The 20,396-nt window shown below is 69.1% G+C and carries 9 protein-coding genes; 5 read left to right on the forward strand and 4 right to left on the reverse strand.

Annotation, left to right across the window (positions count from 1 at the left end; all coding sequences use genetic code 11):
* From IT779_RS32060 to IT779_RS32075, 4 genes are all read right to left on the reverse strand, one after another.
* Positions 1-11,875 (reverse strand): non-ribosomal peptide synthetase (locus IT779_RS32060; RefSeq protein WP_196153229.1); only part of this gene is annotated, 11,875 nt, incomplete at its 3' end.
* Positions 11,876-12,239: 364 nt separating this feature from the next.
* Positions 12,240-12,989, reverse strand: coding sequence for a precorrin-4 C(11)-methyltransferase (gene cobM / locus IT779_RS32065; protein ID WP_196153230.1), 750 nt, complete (start codon positions 12,987-12,989; stop codon positions 12,240-12,242).
* 32 nt (positions 12,990-13,021) lie between these two features.
* A complete protein-coding gene (locus IT779_RS32070; protein ID WP_196153231.1) occupies positions 13,022-13,447 on the reverse strand; it encodes a PPOX class F420-dependent oxidoreductase in 426 nt (141 codons plus the stop codon).
* Between the two features lie 45 nt (positions 13,448-13,492).
* Positions 13,493-14,092, reverse strand: a complete 600-nt coding sequence (locus IT779_RS32075) for an SACE_7040 family transcriptional regulator (RefSeq protein WP_332839062.1) — start codon at positions 14,090-14,092, stop codon at positions 13,493-13,495.
* A gap of 131 nt (positions 14,093-14,223) precedes the next feature.
* Between IT779_RS32075 and IT779_RS32080 the strand changes: the two genes are divergently transcribed.
* The 5 genes from IT779_RS32080 to IT779_RS32100 are packed head-to-tail and all read left to right on the forward strand — an operon-like array spanning position 14,224 to position 20,396.
* On the forward strand, positions 14,224-15,822 hold the full coding sequence (locus IT779_RS32080; RefSeq protein WP_196153232.1) for a carboxyl transferase domain-containing protein: 1,599 nt from the start codon (positions 14,224-14,226) through the stop codon (positions 15,820-15,822).
* Positions 15,823-15,830: 8 nt separating this feature from the next.
* A complete protein-coding gene (locus IT779_RS32085) occupies positions 15,831-17,954 on the forward strand; it encodes an ATP-binding protein (RefSeq protein ID WP_196153233.1) in 2,124 nt (707 codons plus the stop codon).
* A complete protein-coding gene (locus IT779_RS32090; RefSeq protein WP_196153234.1) occupies positions 17,951-19,111 on the forward strand; it encodes an acyl-CoA dehydrogenase family protein in 1,161 nt (386 codons plus the stop codon). The genes IT779_RS32085 and IT779_RS32090 overlap by 4 nt, the downstream gene beginning before the upstream one ends.
* Positions 19,108-19,584, forward strand: a complete 477-nt coding sequence (locus tag IT779_RS32095) for a MaoC family dehydratase (protein WP_196153235.1) — start codon at positions 19,108-19,110, stop codon at positions 19,582-19,584. Before IT779_RS32090 ends, IT779_RS32095 begins: the two co-directional genes overlap by 4 nt.
* Complete coding sequence (locus IT779_RS32100) at positions 19,581-20,396, forward strand: HpcH/HpaI aldolase/citrate lyase family protein (RefSeq protein WP_196153236.1); 816 nt, start codon at positions 19,581-19,583, stop codon at positions 20,394-20,396. Before IT779_RS32095 ends, IT779_RS32100 begins: the two co-directional genes overlap by 4 nt.

The raw sequence follows: 20,396 nt of genomic DNA on the forward strand, positions 1-20,396 counted from the left end.
GAAGCGCCTCACCCGAAGCAAAAACATTCCGCAGACTCGAGCACCCACCAGCACCCGACTCCGCCACGAACACCGACATCATCGACGGCACGAAATGCACCGTCGACACATGCTGATCCACAATCGTACGCACCAGATACGACGGATCACGATGACCATCAGGACGCGCGATCACCAAACGCGCACCCACCTGCAACGGCCAGAAGAACTCCCACACCGACACATCGAACGTCGCGGGCGTCTTCTGCAGGACCACGTCGTCGGCGGACAGCCCGTACTGGGCGTGCATCCACACCAGGCGATTCACGATCGCCTCGTGCGAGACCGCCACACCCTTCGGGCGCCCCGTCGAACCGGAGGTGAAGATCACGTAGGCGGTGTTCTGCGGGCGCAGCGGGCGGTGCCGTTCCGCGTCGGTCAGCGGCTCGTCGGAGAATCCGGACAGGTCGAGCCGGTCGATGCGCACCTGTCGCGACACCGTCGTGGTCAGATCCGCACCCGAGGTGAGCACGCACACCGGTCCCGCCGTGCGCAGGATGTGCTCGACGCGTTCGGCCGGATGATCCGGATCGAGCGGCACGTACGCGCCGCCCGCCGCGTTCACGGCGTAGAGGCCGACCAGTAGATCCAGCGAACGCCGCATCGCCACACCGACATACGACTCAGGGCCGACACCGGCCTGCTTGAGCCAGCGCGCGAGGCGGTGCACCCGACTCGCGAACTCGGCGTAGGTCAGACTCGTCCCCTCGAAGGTCAGCGCGGTCGAGTCCGGGGTGCGCAGGGCCTGCGCCTCGAACATCGAGACGAGCGTGCCCGCCGCCTCGCCCACCGAGGAGGTCAGCGCGGCGTCGACCGGGAATTCGCTGTCGTTCCAGCGCTCGAGCACCTTGGCGCGTTCGGCGTCGTCGAGCAGGTCGATATCGCCGAGGATCACGGCCGGATCGTCGGCGACACCGCGCAGCACCCGGAGGAATCGCTCGGCGAAGGAATCGGCGAAGCCCGCGTCGAAAAGGTCGGTGGCGTAAAGGAGTTCGGCGTCCATCGGCGCCGTGCCCGCTTCCCGCCCGAAGGCGTCGACCACTTCGCCCAGGGTGAGCTGGAGGTCGAATTTCGCGGTCGGCTGGTCGATCGCCAGCTCCGAGACCCGAAGGCCAGGCAGTTCGAGGGTGGTGCGGCCGAGGTTCTGGAACGACAGCATCACCTGGAACAGCGGGTGCCGCGACTGCGAACGCGCCGGGTTCAGCACCTCGACCAGCCGCTCGAACGGCACGTCGGTGTGGGCGAAGGCTTGCAGGTCGCGTTCGCGCACCTGGGTGAGCAGTTCGGCGAAGGAATCCGCCGGGTCGATCCGGGAGCGCAGGACCAGCGTGTTCACGAACATGCCGACCAGGTCGTCGAGCCCCTGCTCGCCGCGTCCCGCCGCGGGCACGCCGACCGCGATGTCGTCGGCGCCGGACAGGCGCGCGAGCAGCGCCGCGAAGGCCCCGTGCACGACCATGAACAGGGTGGTGCCGCTGTCGTGGGCGACCCGGTTCAGCCGTTCCACCAGCTCGCCCGGCACCCGGAAGCGATGGGTGCCCGCGCCGTAGGTCGCCACCGCGGGCCGGGGACGCTGCGAGAGCCGCAGTTCCTCCGGCAGTCCGGCGAGCGCGGCGCGCCAGTAGTTCAGCTGACCGGTCAGCAGCGAGTTCGAATCGTCCTCGTCGCCGAGGGTTTCGCGCTGCCATATCGCGTAGTCGACGTACTGCACCGGCAGCGGCGCCCACCCCGGCTCGGCGTCCGAGCGCCGCGCGATGTAGGCCGCCATCAGGTCGCGCACCAGCGGACGCATGGAGAAGCCGTCGGCCGCGATGTGGTGCACGACCACCGCGAGCACGGCGTCCTGGGTGGTGTCGCGCCAGCGCTTGCCGTTCTCGCCCTCGAGCTGGTAGATACGCACCCGCACCGGCGGTTCGGCGGTCACGTCGAAGCCGCGGATCACGAATTCGTAGAGCGCGCCGGGAAGTTCGTCCTCGCGGACCGCGCGCACGTCGAGTTCCGGAATCGCACGGGCCATCGGGAGCACCTGCTGATAGGCGATGCCCTCGTTGGACGGATAGATGGTGCGCAGCGATTCGTGCCTCGCGATCACGTCGGCGAGCGCGCCGCGCAGCGCGTCGAGGTCCAATTGGCCGTGCAGGCGCACCGCGACCGGGATATTGCTCGCCGCGGAATCGGTGTCGAAGCGGTTGAGGAACCAGATGCGCTGCTGCGCGGGCGACAGCGGCGGGAACTCGGGCCTGGTGCGCGCCACGAGCGCGGCGCGACCGCCGGTGCCCTCGTGCGCCTCCATGCGCGCCGCCAGCGCCGCCACCGTCGGCGCCTCGAACAGCAGGCGCACCGGGACGGAGGTGTCGAGCGCGGCGCTCAGCCGCGCGACCACCTGGGTGGCGATCAGCGAGTTGCCGCCCAGATCGAAGAAATCGTCGTCCAGACCCACCGGACGCTCACCCGACACACCCAATACCTCCGCGAAGGTATTGGCCACGATCTCCTCGATCGGCGTCGAGGGCGCACGGAACTTCTTCGCCTCGAAGACCGGTTCGGGCAGTGCCCGCCGGTCCAGTTTGCCGTTGACCGTCAGTGGCATCGCCGGGATAACGACGATGGCGGCGGGCAGCATGTAGGAAGGCAGCACCGCGCCGAGATACGCACGCAGGTCCTCGATGTCGAGCGCGGCGGCGGCATCGCCGGGCACCACGTAGGCCACGAGCTGATCGCCGGTACGGGCGTCGGACCGGACCAGCACCACGGCCTGCGCGACCGCGTCGTAGCCGGTCAGCGCCGACTCGATATCGCCGAGTTCGATGCGCAGGCCGCGCACCTTCACCTGGAAGTCGGTGCGCCCGAGGAACATCAACACGCCGTCGGCGCGCCGGGTCACCAGGTCGCCGGTGCGGTACATGCGATCGCCGGGCGGGCCGTAGGGGTTCGCGACGAAACGGTCGGCGGTCAGGTCGGGCCTGCCGAGATATCCGCGGGCCAACTGGAAGCCCGCGTGATACAGCTCGCCCGCGACGCCGACCGGAACCGGGTGCAGGCGCGAATCCAACACCAGCGCTTGGGTATTCCACAGCGGAACACCGATCGGCAGCGCGCTGTCGACCACGGCGGGCACGGGGTAGTGCGTGGTGTGCACGGTGGTCTCGGTCGGACCGTACAGGTTGTGGAGCGCGGTGTCGGCGACGCGACGCATCGCGTGCACCGCCTCGATCGGGAAGGTCTCGCCCGCCATCAACAAGGTGCGCAGCGAGGCAAGGGCGGTCCGCCCAGCGACCGGGTCGACACTGCCCGCGAAGACGGCGAGCATGGACGGCACGAACGAGGTCATGGTGACCCGGTTCGCCTCGATCACCGACACCAGGTACTGCGGATCGCGGTGACCGTCCGGGGTCGCCACCACCATGCGCGCGCCCGCGGTGAGCGGAACGAACAGCTCCCACACCGACACGTCGAAGGTCGCCGGGGTCTTGAACAGGATCGCGTCGTGGCCGCCGACGCCGTACTCGCCCGCGATCCACCGCACATGGTTCACCACCGCGAGATGCGGGATGGCGACGCCCTTCGGCCTGCCCGTCGACCCGGACGTGAAGATCACGTAGGCCGGATGCCGGGGACGCAGCGCGACGATCCGCTCCGCGTCGGTCACCTCGGCATCGGAGAACGCCGTGAGGTCGGCCTCGCCGAGCACGATGACCTCGATACCGGGAGCGACGAAACCGTCACGCGCGGTGGTGATCACGCATACCGGCGCGGCGGATTCGAGCACGTAGCCGATCCGCTCGGCGGGCTGATCCAGATCAAGCGGCACGTAGCCGCCGCCTGCCTCCAGCACCGCGTAGATCGCGACGACCAGATCCACCGAACGTCGCATGCCGAGGCCGACAAGGGATTCCGGCCCGACGCCGGAGGCGATCAGCCTGCGGGCCAGCCTGCGCACCCGACTCGCGAACTCCGCGTAGGTCAAGGTCTCGCCGTCGGGCCCGACCACGGCCACCGCGTCGGGCACGGCCCGCACCTGACGCGCGAAATCACCCGCGAGAGTCAGGGTGGAGTCCAACTCGTGCGCGGTGTCGTTCCACCGGTACAGCGCGAGTTCGGTCTCGGCGGCGTCGAGCAGGTCGATATCGCCGACCGGCACATCGGGATCGGCGATGATCGCCGCCAGGATGCGGTCCAGCCTGCTCGCGAAGCCCGCGATCGTCTCCTCGTCGAAAAGGTCGAGCGCGTAGGAGAATTCGGCCGACATGCCCGAAGGCTCGCCGTTCTCGTCCTGGATCTCCTGCAAGGTCAGCTGCAGGTCGAATTTGGCCAGGCCCGCGTCGTAATCGATGCCGTTGATGGAAAGGCCGGGCAGTTCGAGATTGGCCTGCTTGGTGTTCTGGAACGCCAGCATCACCTGGAACAGCGGGTGCCGCGCCTGCGAGCGGGCCGGATTCAGGACCTCGACCAGCCGCTCGAACGGCACGTCGGCATTGGCGAAGGCGTGCAGGTCCTTCTCGCGCGCGGTGGCGAGCAGATCGGCGAATCCCGCCGCCACGTCGACCTCGGTGCGCAGCACGAGGGTGTTGACGAACATGCCGATCAGGTCGTCGAGCGCGGCCTCACCGCGACCGGCCACCGGGGTGCCGATGGCGATGTCGCTGGTGCCCGACAGGCGGGCCAGCAACACCGCGAGCGCGCTGTGCATCACCATGAACGGCGAGGCGTTGTAGCGGCGGCCGAGTTCGACCAGCGCGGACTGGGTTTCGCCGGAGATCACGAACGGGTAGGTGCCGCCGCTGTAGGTGGCGGCCGCCGGACGCGGACGGTCGGCGGGCAGCACCAGTTCGTCGGGCAGCTCGGCGAGTTCGCGCGACCAGTACGCGATCTGGTTGGAGATCAGCGAAACCGGGTCGTGCTCGGAGCCGAGCACCTCGCGCTGCCACAGCGAGTAGTCCGCGTACTGCACCGGAAGCGCGGTCCAGGCGGGCGGCTCCCACAGGGTGCGCGCGGCGTAGGCGACCATGACGTCGCGGGCCAGCGGACCCATGGACCAGCCGTCGGCGGAGATGTGGTGCATCACCATGCCGAGCACGTATTCGGTCTCGCTGATTTCGAAAAGCCGTGCGTGCAGCGGCACTTCGCTGGTCACGTCGAAGGCCATGGAGGCCAGGTCGATCAGGTGGTCGAACAGCGTGTTCTCGGTGACCCGGTACGGGGTGAGGTCGGGCACGATCTGGGCGGCGTCGAGCACAACCTGCACGGGGCCGTTGACGGTCTCCGGGAACACCGTGCGCAGCGATTCGTGCCGGTCGATCACGTCGATCACCGCGACCTGCAGTGCCGCGACATCGAGTTCGCCGGAGAGCCGGATGGCGACCGGGATGTTGTTCACGGCCGATTCGGTGTCGAACCGGTTCAGGAACCACATGCGCTGCTGGGCCAGCGACAGCGGCACGTCCTCGGGTCGTTCCCGCGCCACCAGCGCCTTGCGCGCGCCGTCGCCCGCGCGCGACTCGACGCGCGCGGCCAGCGCGGCCACCGTCGAGGCGTCGAAAAGCATGCGCACGGGGACGCGGGTGTCGAGCGCGATGCCGAGGCGCGATGCCACCTGGGTGGCGATCAGCGAGTTGCCGCCGAGTTCGAAGAAGTCGTCGTCGACACCGATGCGGCCGATGCCGAGCACCTCGCCGAAGATCTGCGCGACGATCTCCTCGATCGGAGTCGACGGCGCGCGGAACACCTTGACCTCGAACACCGGCGCGGGCAGCGCCTTGCGATCCAGTTTGCCGGATGCGTTGAGCGGGAACGCCTCCAAGGTCACGAAGGCGTTCGGCACCATGTACGCGGGCAGCTCGTCGGCGAGTTCGCCGCGCACCGCCTCCACGTCCACCGCGTGTCCGGCGGCCGCGATGACATAGGCCACCAGCTGGTCGCCGAGGCGATCGTCGGAGCGGACCAGGACCACGGCCTGCGCCACCGAGTCCAGTCCGGTCAGCGCGGCTTCGATCTCGCCGAGTTCGATACGCAGACCGCGCAACTTCACCTGGAAGTCGGTGCGGCCCAAGTACTCCAGTTCGCCATCGGCGGTCCAGGTGACCAAGTCACCCGTGCGGTACATACGCCCACCGGCCGGATCGAACGGATTCGCCACGAAACGGTCGGCGGTCAGATCGGGACGCGCCACATACCCGCGCGCCAACTGCACGCCCGCGAGATAGAGCTCACCCGCGACACCTACCGGCACCGGATGCAGACGCGAATCCAATACCAGGACACGGGTATTGAACACGGGCGCGCCGATCGGCACGGAAACCGTATCCGCGTCGGTCACCTCGTGGAACGTCACATCGACCGCGGCCTCGGTGGGACCGTACAGGTTGTGCAGTCGAGCACCTGTCAGTTCCCGCAAACGCTGCGCCGTCGCCGCGGGCAAAGCCTCACCCGAAGCGAACACGTTCCGCAGGCTGACGCATTCGTCCGCACCGCCCTCGGCGACGAACACCGACAGCATCGACGGCACGAAGTGCGCGGTGGTGACCTGCTCCTCGGTGATGACGTCGACCAGATAGCCCGGATCGCGGTGCCCGTCCGGCTTCGCGACGACCAGTCGCGCACCGATCTGCAACGGCCAGAAGAACTCCCACACCGACACGTCGAAGGTCGCCGGCGTCTTCTGCAGCACGACGTCGGCGGCGGTCAGACCGTATTCGGCCTGCATCCACACCAGGCGGTTCACGATCGCGTCGTGCGCGACCGCGACACCCTTCGGGCGACCCGTCGACCCGGAGGTGAAGATCACGTAGGCGGTATTCGACGGGCGCAGCGGCGTGACGCGTTCCGCGTCGGTCACCGCGGCATCGGAGTATTCGGCGAGGTCGAGCGAGTCGATGGACAGCGTGGGCGCCTCGCCCGCGTCGAATCCGTCGCGCGCGGTGGTCAGCACGCAGACCGGCGCCGCCGTCTCCAGCACATATCTGGTCCGGTCAGCCGGGTGATCCGGGTCGAGCGGCACATACGCGCCACCCGCGACCGTCACCGCGTACATGCCGACGACGAGTTCGAGCGACCGGCTCATGCCGAGCGCCACCATGGACTCCGGGCCGACCCCGAGCGAGATCAGATGCCGGGCGAGGCGATTGACCCGCGCCGCGAACTCGGCGTAGGACAGAGTCGTACCCTCGAAGCTGACCGCGGGCGCGTCGGCGCTGGTCACGGCACGCTCGGCGAACATCGAGACCAGCGTCGCCGCCGGGATCTCGCGCTCGGTCCGGTTCCATTCGACGAGCACCTGATCGCGTTCGGCATCGTCGAGGATGTCGATGTCGTGCACCCTGGATTCCGGTGCGGCCACGACGGTTTCGAGCACACGTAGATACCTGCGGGCGAATTCCGCGACGGTGTCGGCGTCGAACAGGTCGGTGGCGAAGGAGACCACCGCGCCCATGCCCGCGGGTTCGCCGTGCGCGCCGCGCTCCTCGGTGACCGTCCACTGCAGATCGAATTTGGCGATGTCGACGTCGAGTTCGTCGGCGGTCACCGAAAGGCCGGGCAGTTCCAGGGTCGCGTGCGACATCTCCTGGAACGACAGCATCACCTGGAACAGCGGGTGCCGCGCCTGCGACCGGGTCGGGTTGATGACCTCGACCAGGCGCTCGAACGGCACGTCGGAGTAGGCGAAGGCGGCCAGGTCGGTTTCCCTGGTGCGGGTGAGCAGTTCGGTGAACGGCACCGTGCCGTCGACCTGCGAGCGCAGCACGAGCGTGTTGACGAACATGCCGATCAGATCGTCGAGCGCCTGTTCGCCGCGGCCGGCGACCGGTGTGCCGATGGCGATGTCGTCGGTGCCCGACAGCCGCGCCAACAGCAGCGCCAGTGACGCGTGCATCACCATGAACAGCGAGACGCCTTGCGCGCGAGCCAGTCCCGCGAGTCCGGCGTGCAGGTCGACGTCGATGTCGAAGGCGACCCGGCTGCCGAGGAAGCTCTGCGCGGGCGGGCGCGGGCGATCGGTCGGCAGGTCGATCTGATCGGGCAGTCCGGCCAATTGCCCACGCCAGTAGGCGATCTCCCGCGCGGCCAAGGATTCGGGATCGGATTCCGAGCCGAGCAGTTCGTGCTGCCAGAGGGTGTAGTCCTGGTACTGCACCGGCAGCGGCGACCAGGCGGGCGACGCACCCGCGGCCCGCGCGAGGTAGGCCGAGGCGACATCGCGCGAGAGCGGCCCGAAGGAGAAGCCGTCGGCCGCGATGTGGTGCACGACGAAAGCGACGGCGTGATCGGGAGTTCCGTTGGTGGATCCGCCGGTCACCTTGTAGATGCGAACCCGGATCGGCAGTTCCCGCGACACGTCGAAGCCGGTCGAGGCGAATTCGGTGAGCGTGGCCTGCAATTCGGATTCGTCGATGGAGGCGACCGAGATGGCGAGGTTGATCTCGTCGTCGGGCACCACCTGCTGGTAGCCGCCGTCACCGGATTCCGGGAACACGGTGCGCAGCGAATCCTGGCGCGCCATCACGTCGTTGAGCGCGGTGCGCAGCGCGGCCAGATCGACGTGGCCGCGCAACCGCACCACGAACGGCAGGTTGTAGGTGGGCGCGGTGGGATCGAACTGGTTGATGAACCACATGCGCTGCTGCGCGGGCGAGAGCGGCACGCGGCTCGGCAACGGCCGGGCGACCAGCGGCGGCCGCGCACCGTCGGCGGGAGCGGCCTGCTCGGCGCGCGCGGCGATACCGGCCACGGTCGGCGTCTCGAACAGCGCGCGCACCCCGATACTGGCGCCGAACGCCGCGCTCACCCGGGATACGACCTGGGTGGCGACCAGCGAGTTGCCGCCGAGATCGAAGAAGTTGTCGTCGATGCCGACCCTCGGCTGGGACAGCACGTCGGCGAAGATGCCCGCGACGATCTGCTCGGCCTGGGTGCGCGGCGCACGGAAACCCGCGGCGTCGGCGCTGAACACCGGCTCGGGCAGCGCCTTGCGGTCGAGCTTGCCGCTGGTGTTCAGCGGGAACGCCTCTAGCACCATGACCGAAGCGGGCACCATGTAGTTCGGCAGCCGCTCGGCGGCGAATCCGGTGAGTTCGGCCGGATCGACGGACTGCCCCGGCGTCGGCACCACGTAGGCGACCAGCTGCTGACCGGTTGCCGTATCGACCACGAGCACCGCGGACTGGCTGACCGACGGGTGCGCCAGCGTCACGGTCTCGATCTCGCCGAGTTCGATGCGCTGCCCGCGGAACTTCACCTGGAAGTCGGTGCGGCCGATGTATTCCAGTGTGCCCGAAGGGTTCCAGCGCACCAGGTCGCCGGTGCGGTACATCCGCTGCCCGTGCGTGCCGAGCGGATTGGCGACGAACCGGTCGGAGGTCAGGTCCGGCCTGCCTCGATAGCCGCGCGCCAGTTGCCGACCGCCGAGATACAGCTCACCCGGCGCGCCGACAGCGGCCGGACGCAGCCGCGAATCCAGAACGTAGACCTCGACATTCCACTCCGGGATGCCGATCGGCACGGTGACCGTGTCGGCGGCGGTGGCTTCCCAGTAGGTCACCGAGACCGCGGCCTCGGTGGGGCCGTACAGGTTGTGCAGCCCGGCCGAGGAGATCGCGCGCAGGCCCGCGGCCGTCTCCGGCGGCAGCGCCTCGCCGATCACGAACACCGCGCGCAGCGACTCACATTGCGCGGCAGTGGCATTGGCGACGAAGACGGTCAGCATGGACGGCACGAAGTCGGTGACGGTGACGCCGTGGCGGGCGATCGTCTCGGCGACGTAGAGCGGGTCGCGATGCCCGTCGGGGGTGGCGACCACCAGTTTCGCGCCGACCATCAGCGGCAGGAAATAGCCCCACAGCGAGACGTCGAAGGTGGTCGCGGTCTTCTGCAGGTAGATGTCGCCGGGGCCGATCCGGTACTCGTCGAGCATCCACAGCTGCTGGTTGACGATGGCGTGGTGGGTGACGGCGACGCCCTTGGGCCGACCGGTCGAACCCGATGTGTAGATGACGTAGGCGGTGTTGTCCGGCCGCAGCGGCGCCGAACGGTCGGCGTCGGTGACCGGGGCGGCGGAGAAGCCGGACACGTCGAGCGTGTCGATCCGCACCCGTCGCACCGTCTCCGGCAGCTCGAGGTCGTCGTCGGCCCCGGTGAGCACACACACCGGGGCGGCGGATTCGAGGATGTAGGCGGTGCGCTCGGCCGGGTGGTCGGGGTCGATGGGGACGTACGCGCCGCCCGCCTTCAGCACCGCGTGCATGCCGACGACCAGGTCGAGCGAGCGCCGCATGCCGAGCGCGACCAGCGCCTCCGGGCCGACGCCGTCGGCGATCAGCGCCCGCGCCAGCCGGTTGACCCGCGCGCCGAACTCGGCGTAGGTCAGCGTGTCGCCCTCGAAGTCGAGGGCGATGGCGTCGGGCGAGGCCGCGGCCTGCGCGTCGAGCAGCGCCGACAGGGTGGTGTCCGGCACGTCCCGCAGCGAGTCGTTCCACTCCAGCAGGGTGAGTTCGCGCTCGTCCTCGGTGGTGACCTCGAGATCCCACACCGGCGTTTCGGCGTCGGCGGCCAGGAAACGGCCGAAGAACTCCAGGAACCGCGCGTGGTGGGTGCGCGCCTCGTCCTCGGAGTAGAGATTCGGGTTGGTCTCGAAGTCGATGTGCGAACGGGTGCCCGCGACCGACTGGTAGAAGTTGACGCCGAGATCCTCGATGCTGCCGGTGGACAGCACATTGAGCTGCCCGACCATCGGGCCGAGCGTCATCTCGCTGTGGAACAGCATGATGTTGACCCACGGACCGAAGAACTCGGTGGTCACCACGCCGTCGCCCGCGCTGTCGCGGCGGATGTCCTCGTGCCGGTAGCGCTGGTGACGCAGCGCGCCCGACACCTCGACCGTGACGGCCTTCAACAAGTCGGCCACGGTGGTCTCGTGCGCGACCGTAAGGCGCAGCGGCACGATATTGGAGACCACGCCGCCGGAACGGCGCATGGCGGCGGTGGTGCGCGCCGTCACCGGGAGGCTCAGGATCACGTCCTGCGCGCCGGTCAGCTGGGCGAGGTAGGCCGCGAAGCCCGCGATCAGCAGCCCCGCGGGGGAATTGTCGTGGCGCCGCACGGCCGCGCCGAGCAGGGCTTCCTGGTCGGCGCTCAGTGCCGCGCTCGCCACCCCGTTCACCGGGGACGGCGGCGCGGAGCGACCCGCGAGACTCGACCCCTCCTCCAGGCCCGCGACACGTTCCGCCCAGTGCGCGCGGTCGGATTCGAAGCGGGTGCTGTCCCGGTAGGCGATCTCCTGCTCGTAGAGCGTGCGCAGATCGGTGGCCTTGGCCGGTTTCGCCTTCTCACCGGTCACGGCAGCGGTGTAGAGCTCGGCGATGCGCTGCATGAACGTCATCGCGCCGAAGCCGTCGAGCACGATGTGGTGCGCGCGCGAGTACCAGAACCAGTGGTCATCGGCCAAGTGCAGGGCGGCGGCGCGGATCAGCCGGTCGCCGACGATGTCGAGCGGGCGGCTGTACTCGGCCCGCATCCACTCGGCGGCGGCCGCCTCGGGATCGTCGGCGACGCGCAGGTCCACGTATTCGAGGGTGGAGTCGAGCGCGGGGTCGACGGTCTGCACCGGCTCGCCGTCGACCTCGACGATCTTCACGAAGCCGGAGCCCATCTCGACGGCGGCGTCGCGGCTGGCCTGTTCGAGCGCGCCTACGTCCAGAGCACCGCGCAGATCGACATACTGTGCGATATTGATCGGCACCTGCGGATCGACGTGCTGGGCATACCAGATGCCCAGCTGCGCGGGCGACAGTGGGAAGTATTCGCCACCAGCTTCGCCGTTCCCGCCGAAATCCAGCCGGTCCAACCGTAACCTCGCTTCCGGAACACCACGCAAGCGCTCCCCGACGACACCCGGACAGGACGCGCACCGTGTTACGGCGGCGTCTGTATTCCCAGGTTCAGTTCTCGTACATCAATCAAGCAAAATGTTCTTCTGGCACTATCTGCGCGGGGACGTTGTTGTTACATGGTCCCCGCTGTCCTACCTACACACCCAGTGCCACGAAACCCACCGACCGGCCGTGCCGGGACATCGAGTGCTGACCACCGCAACAATCTACCGTCGCGCACCGCGACCGACCAACCAAGATCCATAGCTGGGACACATCACCCCTGGCAGTCTCCACGTGTCGGGTTTGCTGGGCGCGTTGTCCGCGCGTCGGCCCCGGTCACCCGATGCGTTCGCGGGCGGGGTCGTAGAGATGGGACGTGACGCAGTCGACGGCCGGGGTGAGCGCGCGGCCGACCAGGATGACCGCGGCCCGGCGCAGATCCGCCGCCTCGACCCGGTCGGCGATATCGGCGAGCGTGCCGCGCAGCACCAGCTCGTCGGGCTGGGAGGCGCGGTAGACCACCGCGACCGGACAGTCCGCGCCGTACTCCGCCACCAGTTCGGCAGCCAACGGGCGGACGCGGGTCACCGCCAGATGCAGGGCGAGGGTCGCGCGAGTGCGCGCGAACCCGGCCAGCGCCTCACTTTCCGGCATCGCCGTAGACCGCGCGTGCGTCCGGGTGAGCACGACCGACTGCACCAGTTCCGGCACCGTCAACTCCACCCCGAGCGTGGCCGCCGCCGCCGCGTAGGCCGGAACGCCCGGCGTGACATCCCACGGGATGCCGAGGGCGTCGAGCCGACGGGTCTGCTCGGTGAGCGCCGAATACAGGGAGGGATCGCCCGAACACAACCTGGCCACGTCCCGACCCGACCGGTGCGCCCGGGCCAGCCGTTCGGTGATCTGCTCGATATCCAGATGCTGGGTATCGACCAGTTCGGCGTCCGGCGCGCACTGCGCCAACACCTCGGGGTCCAGGTAGGTGCCCGCGTACAGGCACACCGGGCTGGCGCGGATCAACGTGACCGCCCGCACCGTGAGCAGATCCGCCGCACCAGGTCCCGCTCCGATGAAATGCACGGTCATGCGGGTCAGTGTAGGTGCGGGCGGATGGCGACTCAGGCGGTGGCGTCGAAGTGGGCGATGACCTTCGTTGGGTGCACGCGCACCACGAGTTCGCCCGGCACGCCGTTGCGCTTGCCGAATTCCTCCGCGCGATCCGCGCCCATATAGCGGCCACCGAGCACGGTGGCGGTGCGCAACAGTTCCTCCGGATCCTCCGACAGGGTGACCGTGCCCTGGATCTGGACCGACGCGTACGGCGGTTCCTCCTGGTCGACCACGAGGGCGATCCGAGGATCACGGGCCAGCGCCTTGCCCTTGGCGGTGGACTTGCCGGTGTTGAAGAACAGCGTCGCACCGTCGACGGCGAACCAGATCGGCGTCACCAGCGGACGCCCATCGGCGGCGACCACCGCCACCTTGCCTGTCCGGGTGCCGTGGGAGAGGAATTCGCGAACACGGGGATCCGACAGATCTGCCATGCGATCAGCCTAGTTGCCCCAGCGCACGGGTGCGGCGCGCCGTATTCAGTCGCTGTCGAGCGCCGCGAGCGCCATCGCGCGCAGGATCGGTTTCGCGCGGGCGGCGGTGGCCGAGGTGGCGCTGTGCGGGGTGGAGTTCATCAGGCCGAAGGCGGCGTGCGCTCGGACGCGTGCGGCTTCCTCGGACAGGTCGGGGCGCAGTTCGCGCAGGACGCTCACCCAGATCTCGACGTAGCGGCGTTGGGTGCGGCGAAGTTCGCGGCGCGGGCCCGCGGGCACCTTGTCCAGGTCTCGGTCCTGGATGCGGATGAGTTCGGGCTCGCCCACCGCGAAGTCGAGGTGGAAATCCACCAGTGCCGCGAGGGCGATGCGCGGCGTCCCGGCCTCGTCGGCGACGCGTTCGCCGCCCGCGAGCAGGCGCAGGCTTATGCCGACGAGCAGTTCGGTGAGCAGCGCTTCCTTGCTCGCGAAATGCCGGTAGACGGCGGGACCGCTGATGCCGACGGCGGCGCCGAGATCGTCGAGGCGCACGCCGAGGAATCCGTGTTCGGCGATGAGCCGCGCGCCTGCTTGGAGCAGTTCCTTGCGGCGCTCGGCCTTCAACTGCTCGCGGCGAGTCAGCGCGCCCACCTCGATATCGGTCACCCGCCCTCCTTCCGCGACCCGGGCGTTCCGCCCACTCGAGACTCGGGCATTCCGCCCCCTGGACATCCCAGTTAATCAAGATTAACCTGAATTCCAGTTATCGGCGACTAACTGGACGGCGGGACGGCGTAATGACGGTTACCCATGCGGTCGACAATCGCGGCGCCCATCTGGCGCTGGTCGACGACCTGCGGGAGCGGCTTGCCGAGGCGGCGCTCGGCGGCCCGGCCAAGGCCAGGCAACGCCACATCGCGCGCGGCAAGCTACTGCCGCGCGAACGGGTCGACCAACTCCTTGATCCCGGCAGCCCCTTCCTCGAACTGTCCCCGCTCGCGGCCACCGGCATGTACGACGACGAATGCCCCGGCGCGGGCGTCATCAGCGGAATCGGGCGGGTGTCGGGGCGCGAATGCGTGATCGTCGCCAACGACGCCACGGTCAAGGGCGGCACCTACTACCCGATGTCGGTGAAGAAGCATCTGCGCGCCCAGGAGATCGCGCTGCAGAACAATCTGCCGTGCCTGTACCTGGTGGATTCCGGCGGCGCGTTCCTGCCGCGCCAGGACGAGGTGTTCCCCGACCGCGAACACTTCGGGCGCATCTTCTACAACCAGGCCACCATGAGCGCCGCGGGCATCCCGCAGATCGCGGCGGTGCTCGGCTCGTGCACGGCGGGCGGCGCCTACGTGCCCGCGATGAGCGACGAGGCCGTGATCGTGCGCGACCAGGGCACCATCTTCCTCGGCGGCCCGCCGCTGGTGAAGGCGGCGACGGGCGAGGTGGTCACGGCGGAGGAATTGGGCGGCGGCGCGCTGCATTCGCGCACCTCCGGCGTCACCGACCACCTGGCCGAAGACGACCGCGACGCGCTGCGCATCGTGCGCCGCATCGTGGCCACCCTCGGCCCCCGCCCCGCGAGCCCGTGGGCGATCACCGCGAGCACACCGCCCGCCGCACCGGAATCCGAACTCTACGACGTGGTTCCGGTGGATCTGCGCACACCGTACGACGTGCGCACGGTCATCGAAAGAATCGTCGACGGCGGCAGTTTCGAAGACGGTGACGGATTCCAGGAGTTCAAGGCCGAATACGGCAAGACGCTGGTCACCGGATTCGCCCGCATCCACGGCCATCCCGTCGGTATCGTCGCCAACAACGGCGTCTTGTTCAGCGAATCCGCAATGAAGGGCGCGCATTTCATCGAACTGTGCGACAAGCGCAAGATCCCGCTGCTGTTCCTGCAGAACATCACCGGCTTCATGGTCGGGCGCGACTACGAGGCGGGCGGCATCGCCAAACACGGCGCCAAGATGGTGACGGCGGTGGCCTGCGCGCGGGTGCCGAAGTTGACCGTGGTGATCGGCGGCTCCTACGGCGCGGGCAACTATTCCATGTGTGGGCGCGCGTATTCGCCGCGCTTCCTGTGGATGTGGCCGAACGCGAGGATCTCGGTCATGGGCGGCGAACAGGCCGCATCGGTGCTGTCCACCGTGCGCGGCGACCAACTCGACAGCGGCGGCAATCCCTGGTCGGCCGAGGACGAGGAGGCGTTCAAGGCGCCGATCCGCGAACAGTACGAACACCAGGGCAATCCCTACTATTCGACCGCGCGACTGTGGGACGACGGCGTCATCGACCCCGCCGACACCAGAACCGTTCTCGGACTGGCACTCTCGGTCTGCGCACAGGCCCCGCTCGATCCTGTTTCCTACGGCGTGTTCCGGATGTGATGACGACGATGCCAACGAACCCGGTGCCCGTGTACTCGGCGGCGAACCACCCGAATCCCGCCCCCGTCAACCGATCCCAGCCGGTGGCCTTCGACACCGTCCTGGTCGCCAATCGCGGCGAGATCGCGGTGCGCGTCATTCGCACGCTGCGCGCCATGGGCATTCGCTCCGTGGCCGTCTACAGCGACGCCGACGCCGACGCCAGGCATGTCCGCGAGGCCGATGTCGCGGTGCGGCTCGGCCCGGCGCCCGCGCGCGAGAGCTACCTCGACATCGACAAGGTCGTGGCCGCGGCGGTGCGCACCGGCGCGCAGGCGGTGCATCCCGGCTACGGATTCCTCTCCGAGAACGCCGCGTTCGCCGCGGCGGCAGCGGCGGCGGGCGTGGTCTTCCTCGGCCCGCCCGCGCGCGCCATCGAGGTCATGGGCGACAAGATCACCGCGAAGAACACCGTCGCCGCCTTCGACGTCCCCGTGGTCCCCGGCATCGCCGAACCCGGACTCACCGACGCCGCCCTGATCGCGGCCGCCGCCGACATCGGCTATCCGGTGCTGGTCAAGCCGTCGGCGGGCGGCGGCGGCAAGGGCATGCGCATGGTCGAGGATCCGGCGCTGCTGCCCGCCGCGCTGGTGAGCGCCCGCCGCGAAGCCGCGGCCGCCTTCGGCGACGACACCCTGTTCCTCGAGCGTTTCGTCACCCGGCCGCGCCACATCGAGGTGCAGATCCTGGCCGACCGCTTCGGCACGGTGATCCACCTCGGCGAGCGCGAATGCAGTCTGCAACGCAGGCACCAGAAGGTCATCGAGGAAGCGCCGTCGCCCCTGCTCGACGCCGCGACCAGGGCGCGGATCGGCGCGGCGGCCTGCAACACCGCGCGCAGCGTCGACTATGTCGGCGCCGGCACGGTCGAATTCATCGTCTCGGCCGACCGCCCCGACGAGTTCTTCTTCATGGAGATGAACACCCGCCTGCAGGTGGAACATCCGGTGACCGAACTGGTGACCGGCGTCGACCTGGTCGAATGCCAGGTCCGGGTGGCGGCCGGTCAGAAGATCGGCGCGGCGCAGCACGATATCCGCCTGGTCGGGCACGCGGTCGAGGCGCGCGTCTACGCCGAGGATCCAGGTCGCGGCTTCCTGCCGACCGGCGGCACGGTACTCGCGCTCTCGGAGCCAGAAGGCCAAGGGGTGCGCGTGGATTCGGGGCTGCGCGTGGGGTCGGTGATCGGCAGCGACTACGACCCGATGCTGTCGAAGGTGATCGCCCACGCGAGCGACCGCGCGGGCGCGCTGGCGAAACTCGATCGGGCGCTTGCCGATACGGTGCTCCTCGGCGTCACCGCGAACACCGAATTCCTGCGTTTCCTGCTCGCCGACCCCGACGTGGCGGCCGGGCGACTCGACACCGGCCTGCTCGACCGCCGCGTGGCCGACTACACCCCCGCGCCGGTCGGCGACGACGAGTTCGTCGCCGCCGCCGCACTGCACTGGCTGCGCCGTTGGCCCGCACCGGGTTCCGACCCGTGGTCGATCCCGTCGGGCTGGCGGCTCGGCTTCCCCGCGCCAACCACTCTGCGACTGGCCGCGGGCGATCTGATCAGGCACGTGCACTTCACCGGGACCCCGAACGCGGGCCGCGTCCGACTCGACGAGGACACCGCCGAATCCACGCTGACCGTCGCCCGCGCCGACGAGCCGGACACCATCACCGTCACCCGCGACGGTGTGCGCGCGAACGTCCGCGTCGTCGAATCCGGAGCCGAGATCTGGGTGGCGACCGGTTCGGGCGCGGCGCTGCTGCGGGTCGTGCCGGAGACCAGTGTGCGCGGCGGCGGTGATCACGTGGGTGATGCCGAGATCCGCAGCCCCATGCCTGGCGCGGTGATCGCGGTGCCCGCGACCTCGGGCGCGCCGGTCGCCGCGGGCGCGCCGGTGGTGGTGGTCGAGGCGATGAAGATGGAGCACACGCTCACCGCGCCGGTGGCGGGCACGGTGGAGATCCTGGTCGAGGCGGGCGAGCAGGTGCGCCTGGATCAGCCACTCGCGCGCATCGTCGCCGAATCCGAAACAGCCGCAGCAGAAACGGTCGCATCCGATCCAAGAGGTGCCGAGCGAGAGGGACTTTCCGCATGACCGACTACCTGTCCACCGGGTCACTGCCCGAGGACTACCGCGACCTCGCCCTCACGGTGCGGGATTTCGCCCGGTCGGTGGTCGCCCCGGTGGCCGCGGAACACGACGCGAACCACACCTTCCCGTACCGGGTGGTCGCGGGCATGGCCGAGATGGGCCTGTTCGGCCTGCCCTTCCCCGAGGAGTACGGCGGCATGGGCGGCGACTATTTCGCCCTGTGCCTGGCGCTGGAGGAATTGGGCAAGGTCGATCAGAGCGTGGCCATCACCCTGGAGGCGGGCGTGTCCCTCGGGGCCATGCCGGTCTACCGATTCGGCACCGACAAGCAGCGCGAGGCGTGGCTGCCCATGTTGACAAGCGGACGCGCGCTGGCCGCCTTCGGCCTCACCGAACCCGACGCGGGCAGCGACGCGGGCGGCACGCGCACCACCGCGGTCCTCGACGGCGGCGACTGGGTCGTGAACGGCAGCAAGCAGTTCATCACCAACTCCGGTACCGATATCACCGCGCTGGTGACGGTGACGGCGGTGACCGGCCAGACCGGCGGCAAGAAGGAGATCTCCACCATCCTCGTGCCCGCCGACACACCGGGCTTCGTCGCCGAACCCGCTTACAACAAGGTCGGCTGGAACGCCTCGGACACCCATCCGCTCAGCTTCACCGACGTGCGCGTGCCCGAGGAGAACCTGCTCGGCGAACGCGGCCGCGGCTACGCGAACTTCCTGCGCATCCTCGACGAGGGCCGCATCGCGATCGCGGCGCTTTCGGTGGGCGCGGCGCAGGGCTGCGTCGACGAGAGCGTGCGCTACGCCAAGGAACGGCTGGCCTTCGGTCAGCCCATCGGCCGCAACCAGGCCATCGCGTTCAAGATCGCCAGGATGGAGGCGCGGGCCCACGCCGCGCGCACCGCCTACTACGACGCGGCGGCGCTCATGCTCGCGGGCAAACCGTTCAAGAAGCAGGCATCGATCGCCAAGCTGGTGGCCAGCGAGGCGGCCATGGACAATGCCCGCGACGCCACCCAGATCTTCGGCGGCAACGGCTTCATGAACGAATACGCGGTGGCCAGACACTATCGTGACAGCAAGATCCTGGAAATCGGCGAGGGTACGACGGAGGTTCAGCTGATGCTGATCGGGCGGGAGCTTGGTCTGTGAAACGCATCGTGCAGCGCGGCCTCTGGTTCGAGGAGTTCGAGACCGACGTGGTCTACGACCACCGCCCGGGACGCACCATCACCGAGGCCGACAATGTGCTGTTCACCACGCTGACCATGAATCCGCAGGCGCTGCACCTCGACGCCGCGTTCGCCGACGCGCAGCCGCCGTTCAACCAGCGCCTGGTGAATTCCATGTTCACGCTGTCCACCCTGGTCGGCCTGTCGATCGGGCAGCTCACCCAGGGCACGCTCGTCGCCAATCTCGGCTTCTCCGATATCGCCTTCCCGAATCCGCTGTTCCACGGCGACACCATGTACGTCGAGACCGTGGTCAGCGACAAGCGCGAATCGAAGTCGCGTCCCGGCGAGGGCATCGTCTCCCTCGCGCACACCGCGCGCAACCAGAACGGCGATATCGTCGCAACGGCGACCCGCAAGGTGTTGGTCCGCAAGCAACCGGAGGATTCATGAGCTGGCAGATGCCGGGCACGGGGTGGCTGTTCTGCCCCGCCGACCGTCCCGAACGCTTCGAGAAGGCCGCGGCGACCGCCGACGTGGTCATCCTCGACCTCGAGGACGGCGTCGCGGCCGCCGACAAGCCCGCCGCGCGCACCGCGCTGATCGACACACCGCTCGATCCCGAGACCACGGTGGTGCGGCTCAACGGCGCCGACACCGAGGACCATTCGCGTGACCTCGAGGCCCTGGCCCGCACCGGATACCGGCGGGTCATGCTGTCGAAATCCGAAACCGCCGAGCAGGTCCGCAATCTGGCCGCCTACGAGGTGATCCTGCTGGTCGAGTCGCCGCTGGGCGCGCTCACCGTCGCCGAGACCGCACGGGTCGACAATGTGATCGGCGTCATGTGGGGCGCGGAGGATCTGGTCGCGGGACTAGGCGGCAAGTCGAGCAGGAACGCCGACGGCGGCTACCGGGACGTGGCCAAGCACGTCAGGTCCACCGCGCTGATCGCCGCCAAGGCGTACGGGCGTTTCGCGCTCGACTCGGTGTATCTGAACATCCGCGATCTCGACGGACTGCGCGCCGAGACCGCCGACGCGGTGGCCGTCGGCTTCGACGCCAAGGTCGCGATCCATCCAACGCAGGTGTCGGTCATCCGCGCCGGTTTCGCGCCGTCGGAGGAGGAAACGGCATGGGCGCGGCGGGTTCTGGACGCGGTGCCGCATCATCGGGGCGTGTTCGCCTTCGAGGGCCGTATGGTCGACGCACCGGTGTTGCGTCACGCCGAACAGATCGTCCGGCGCGCGGCCGGCGTGAGCTGA

Origin of the sequence: Nocardia bovistercoris (assembly GCF_015674855.1) — a bacterium.
In the GTDB taxonomy this organism is placed as follows: Bacteria; Actinomycetota; Actinomycetes; order Mycobacteriales; family Mycobacteriaceae; genus Nocardia; species Nocardia bovistercoris.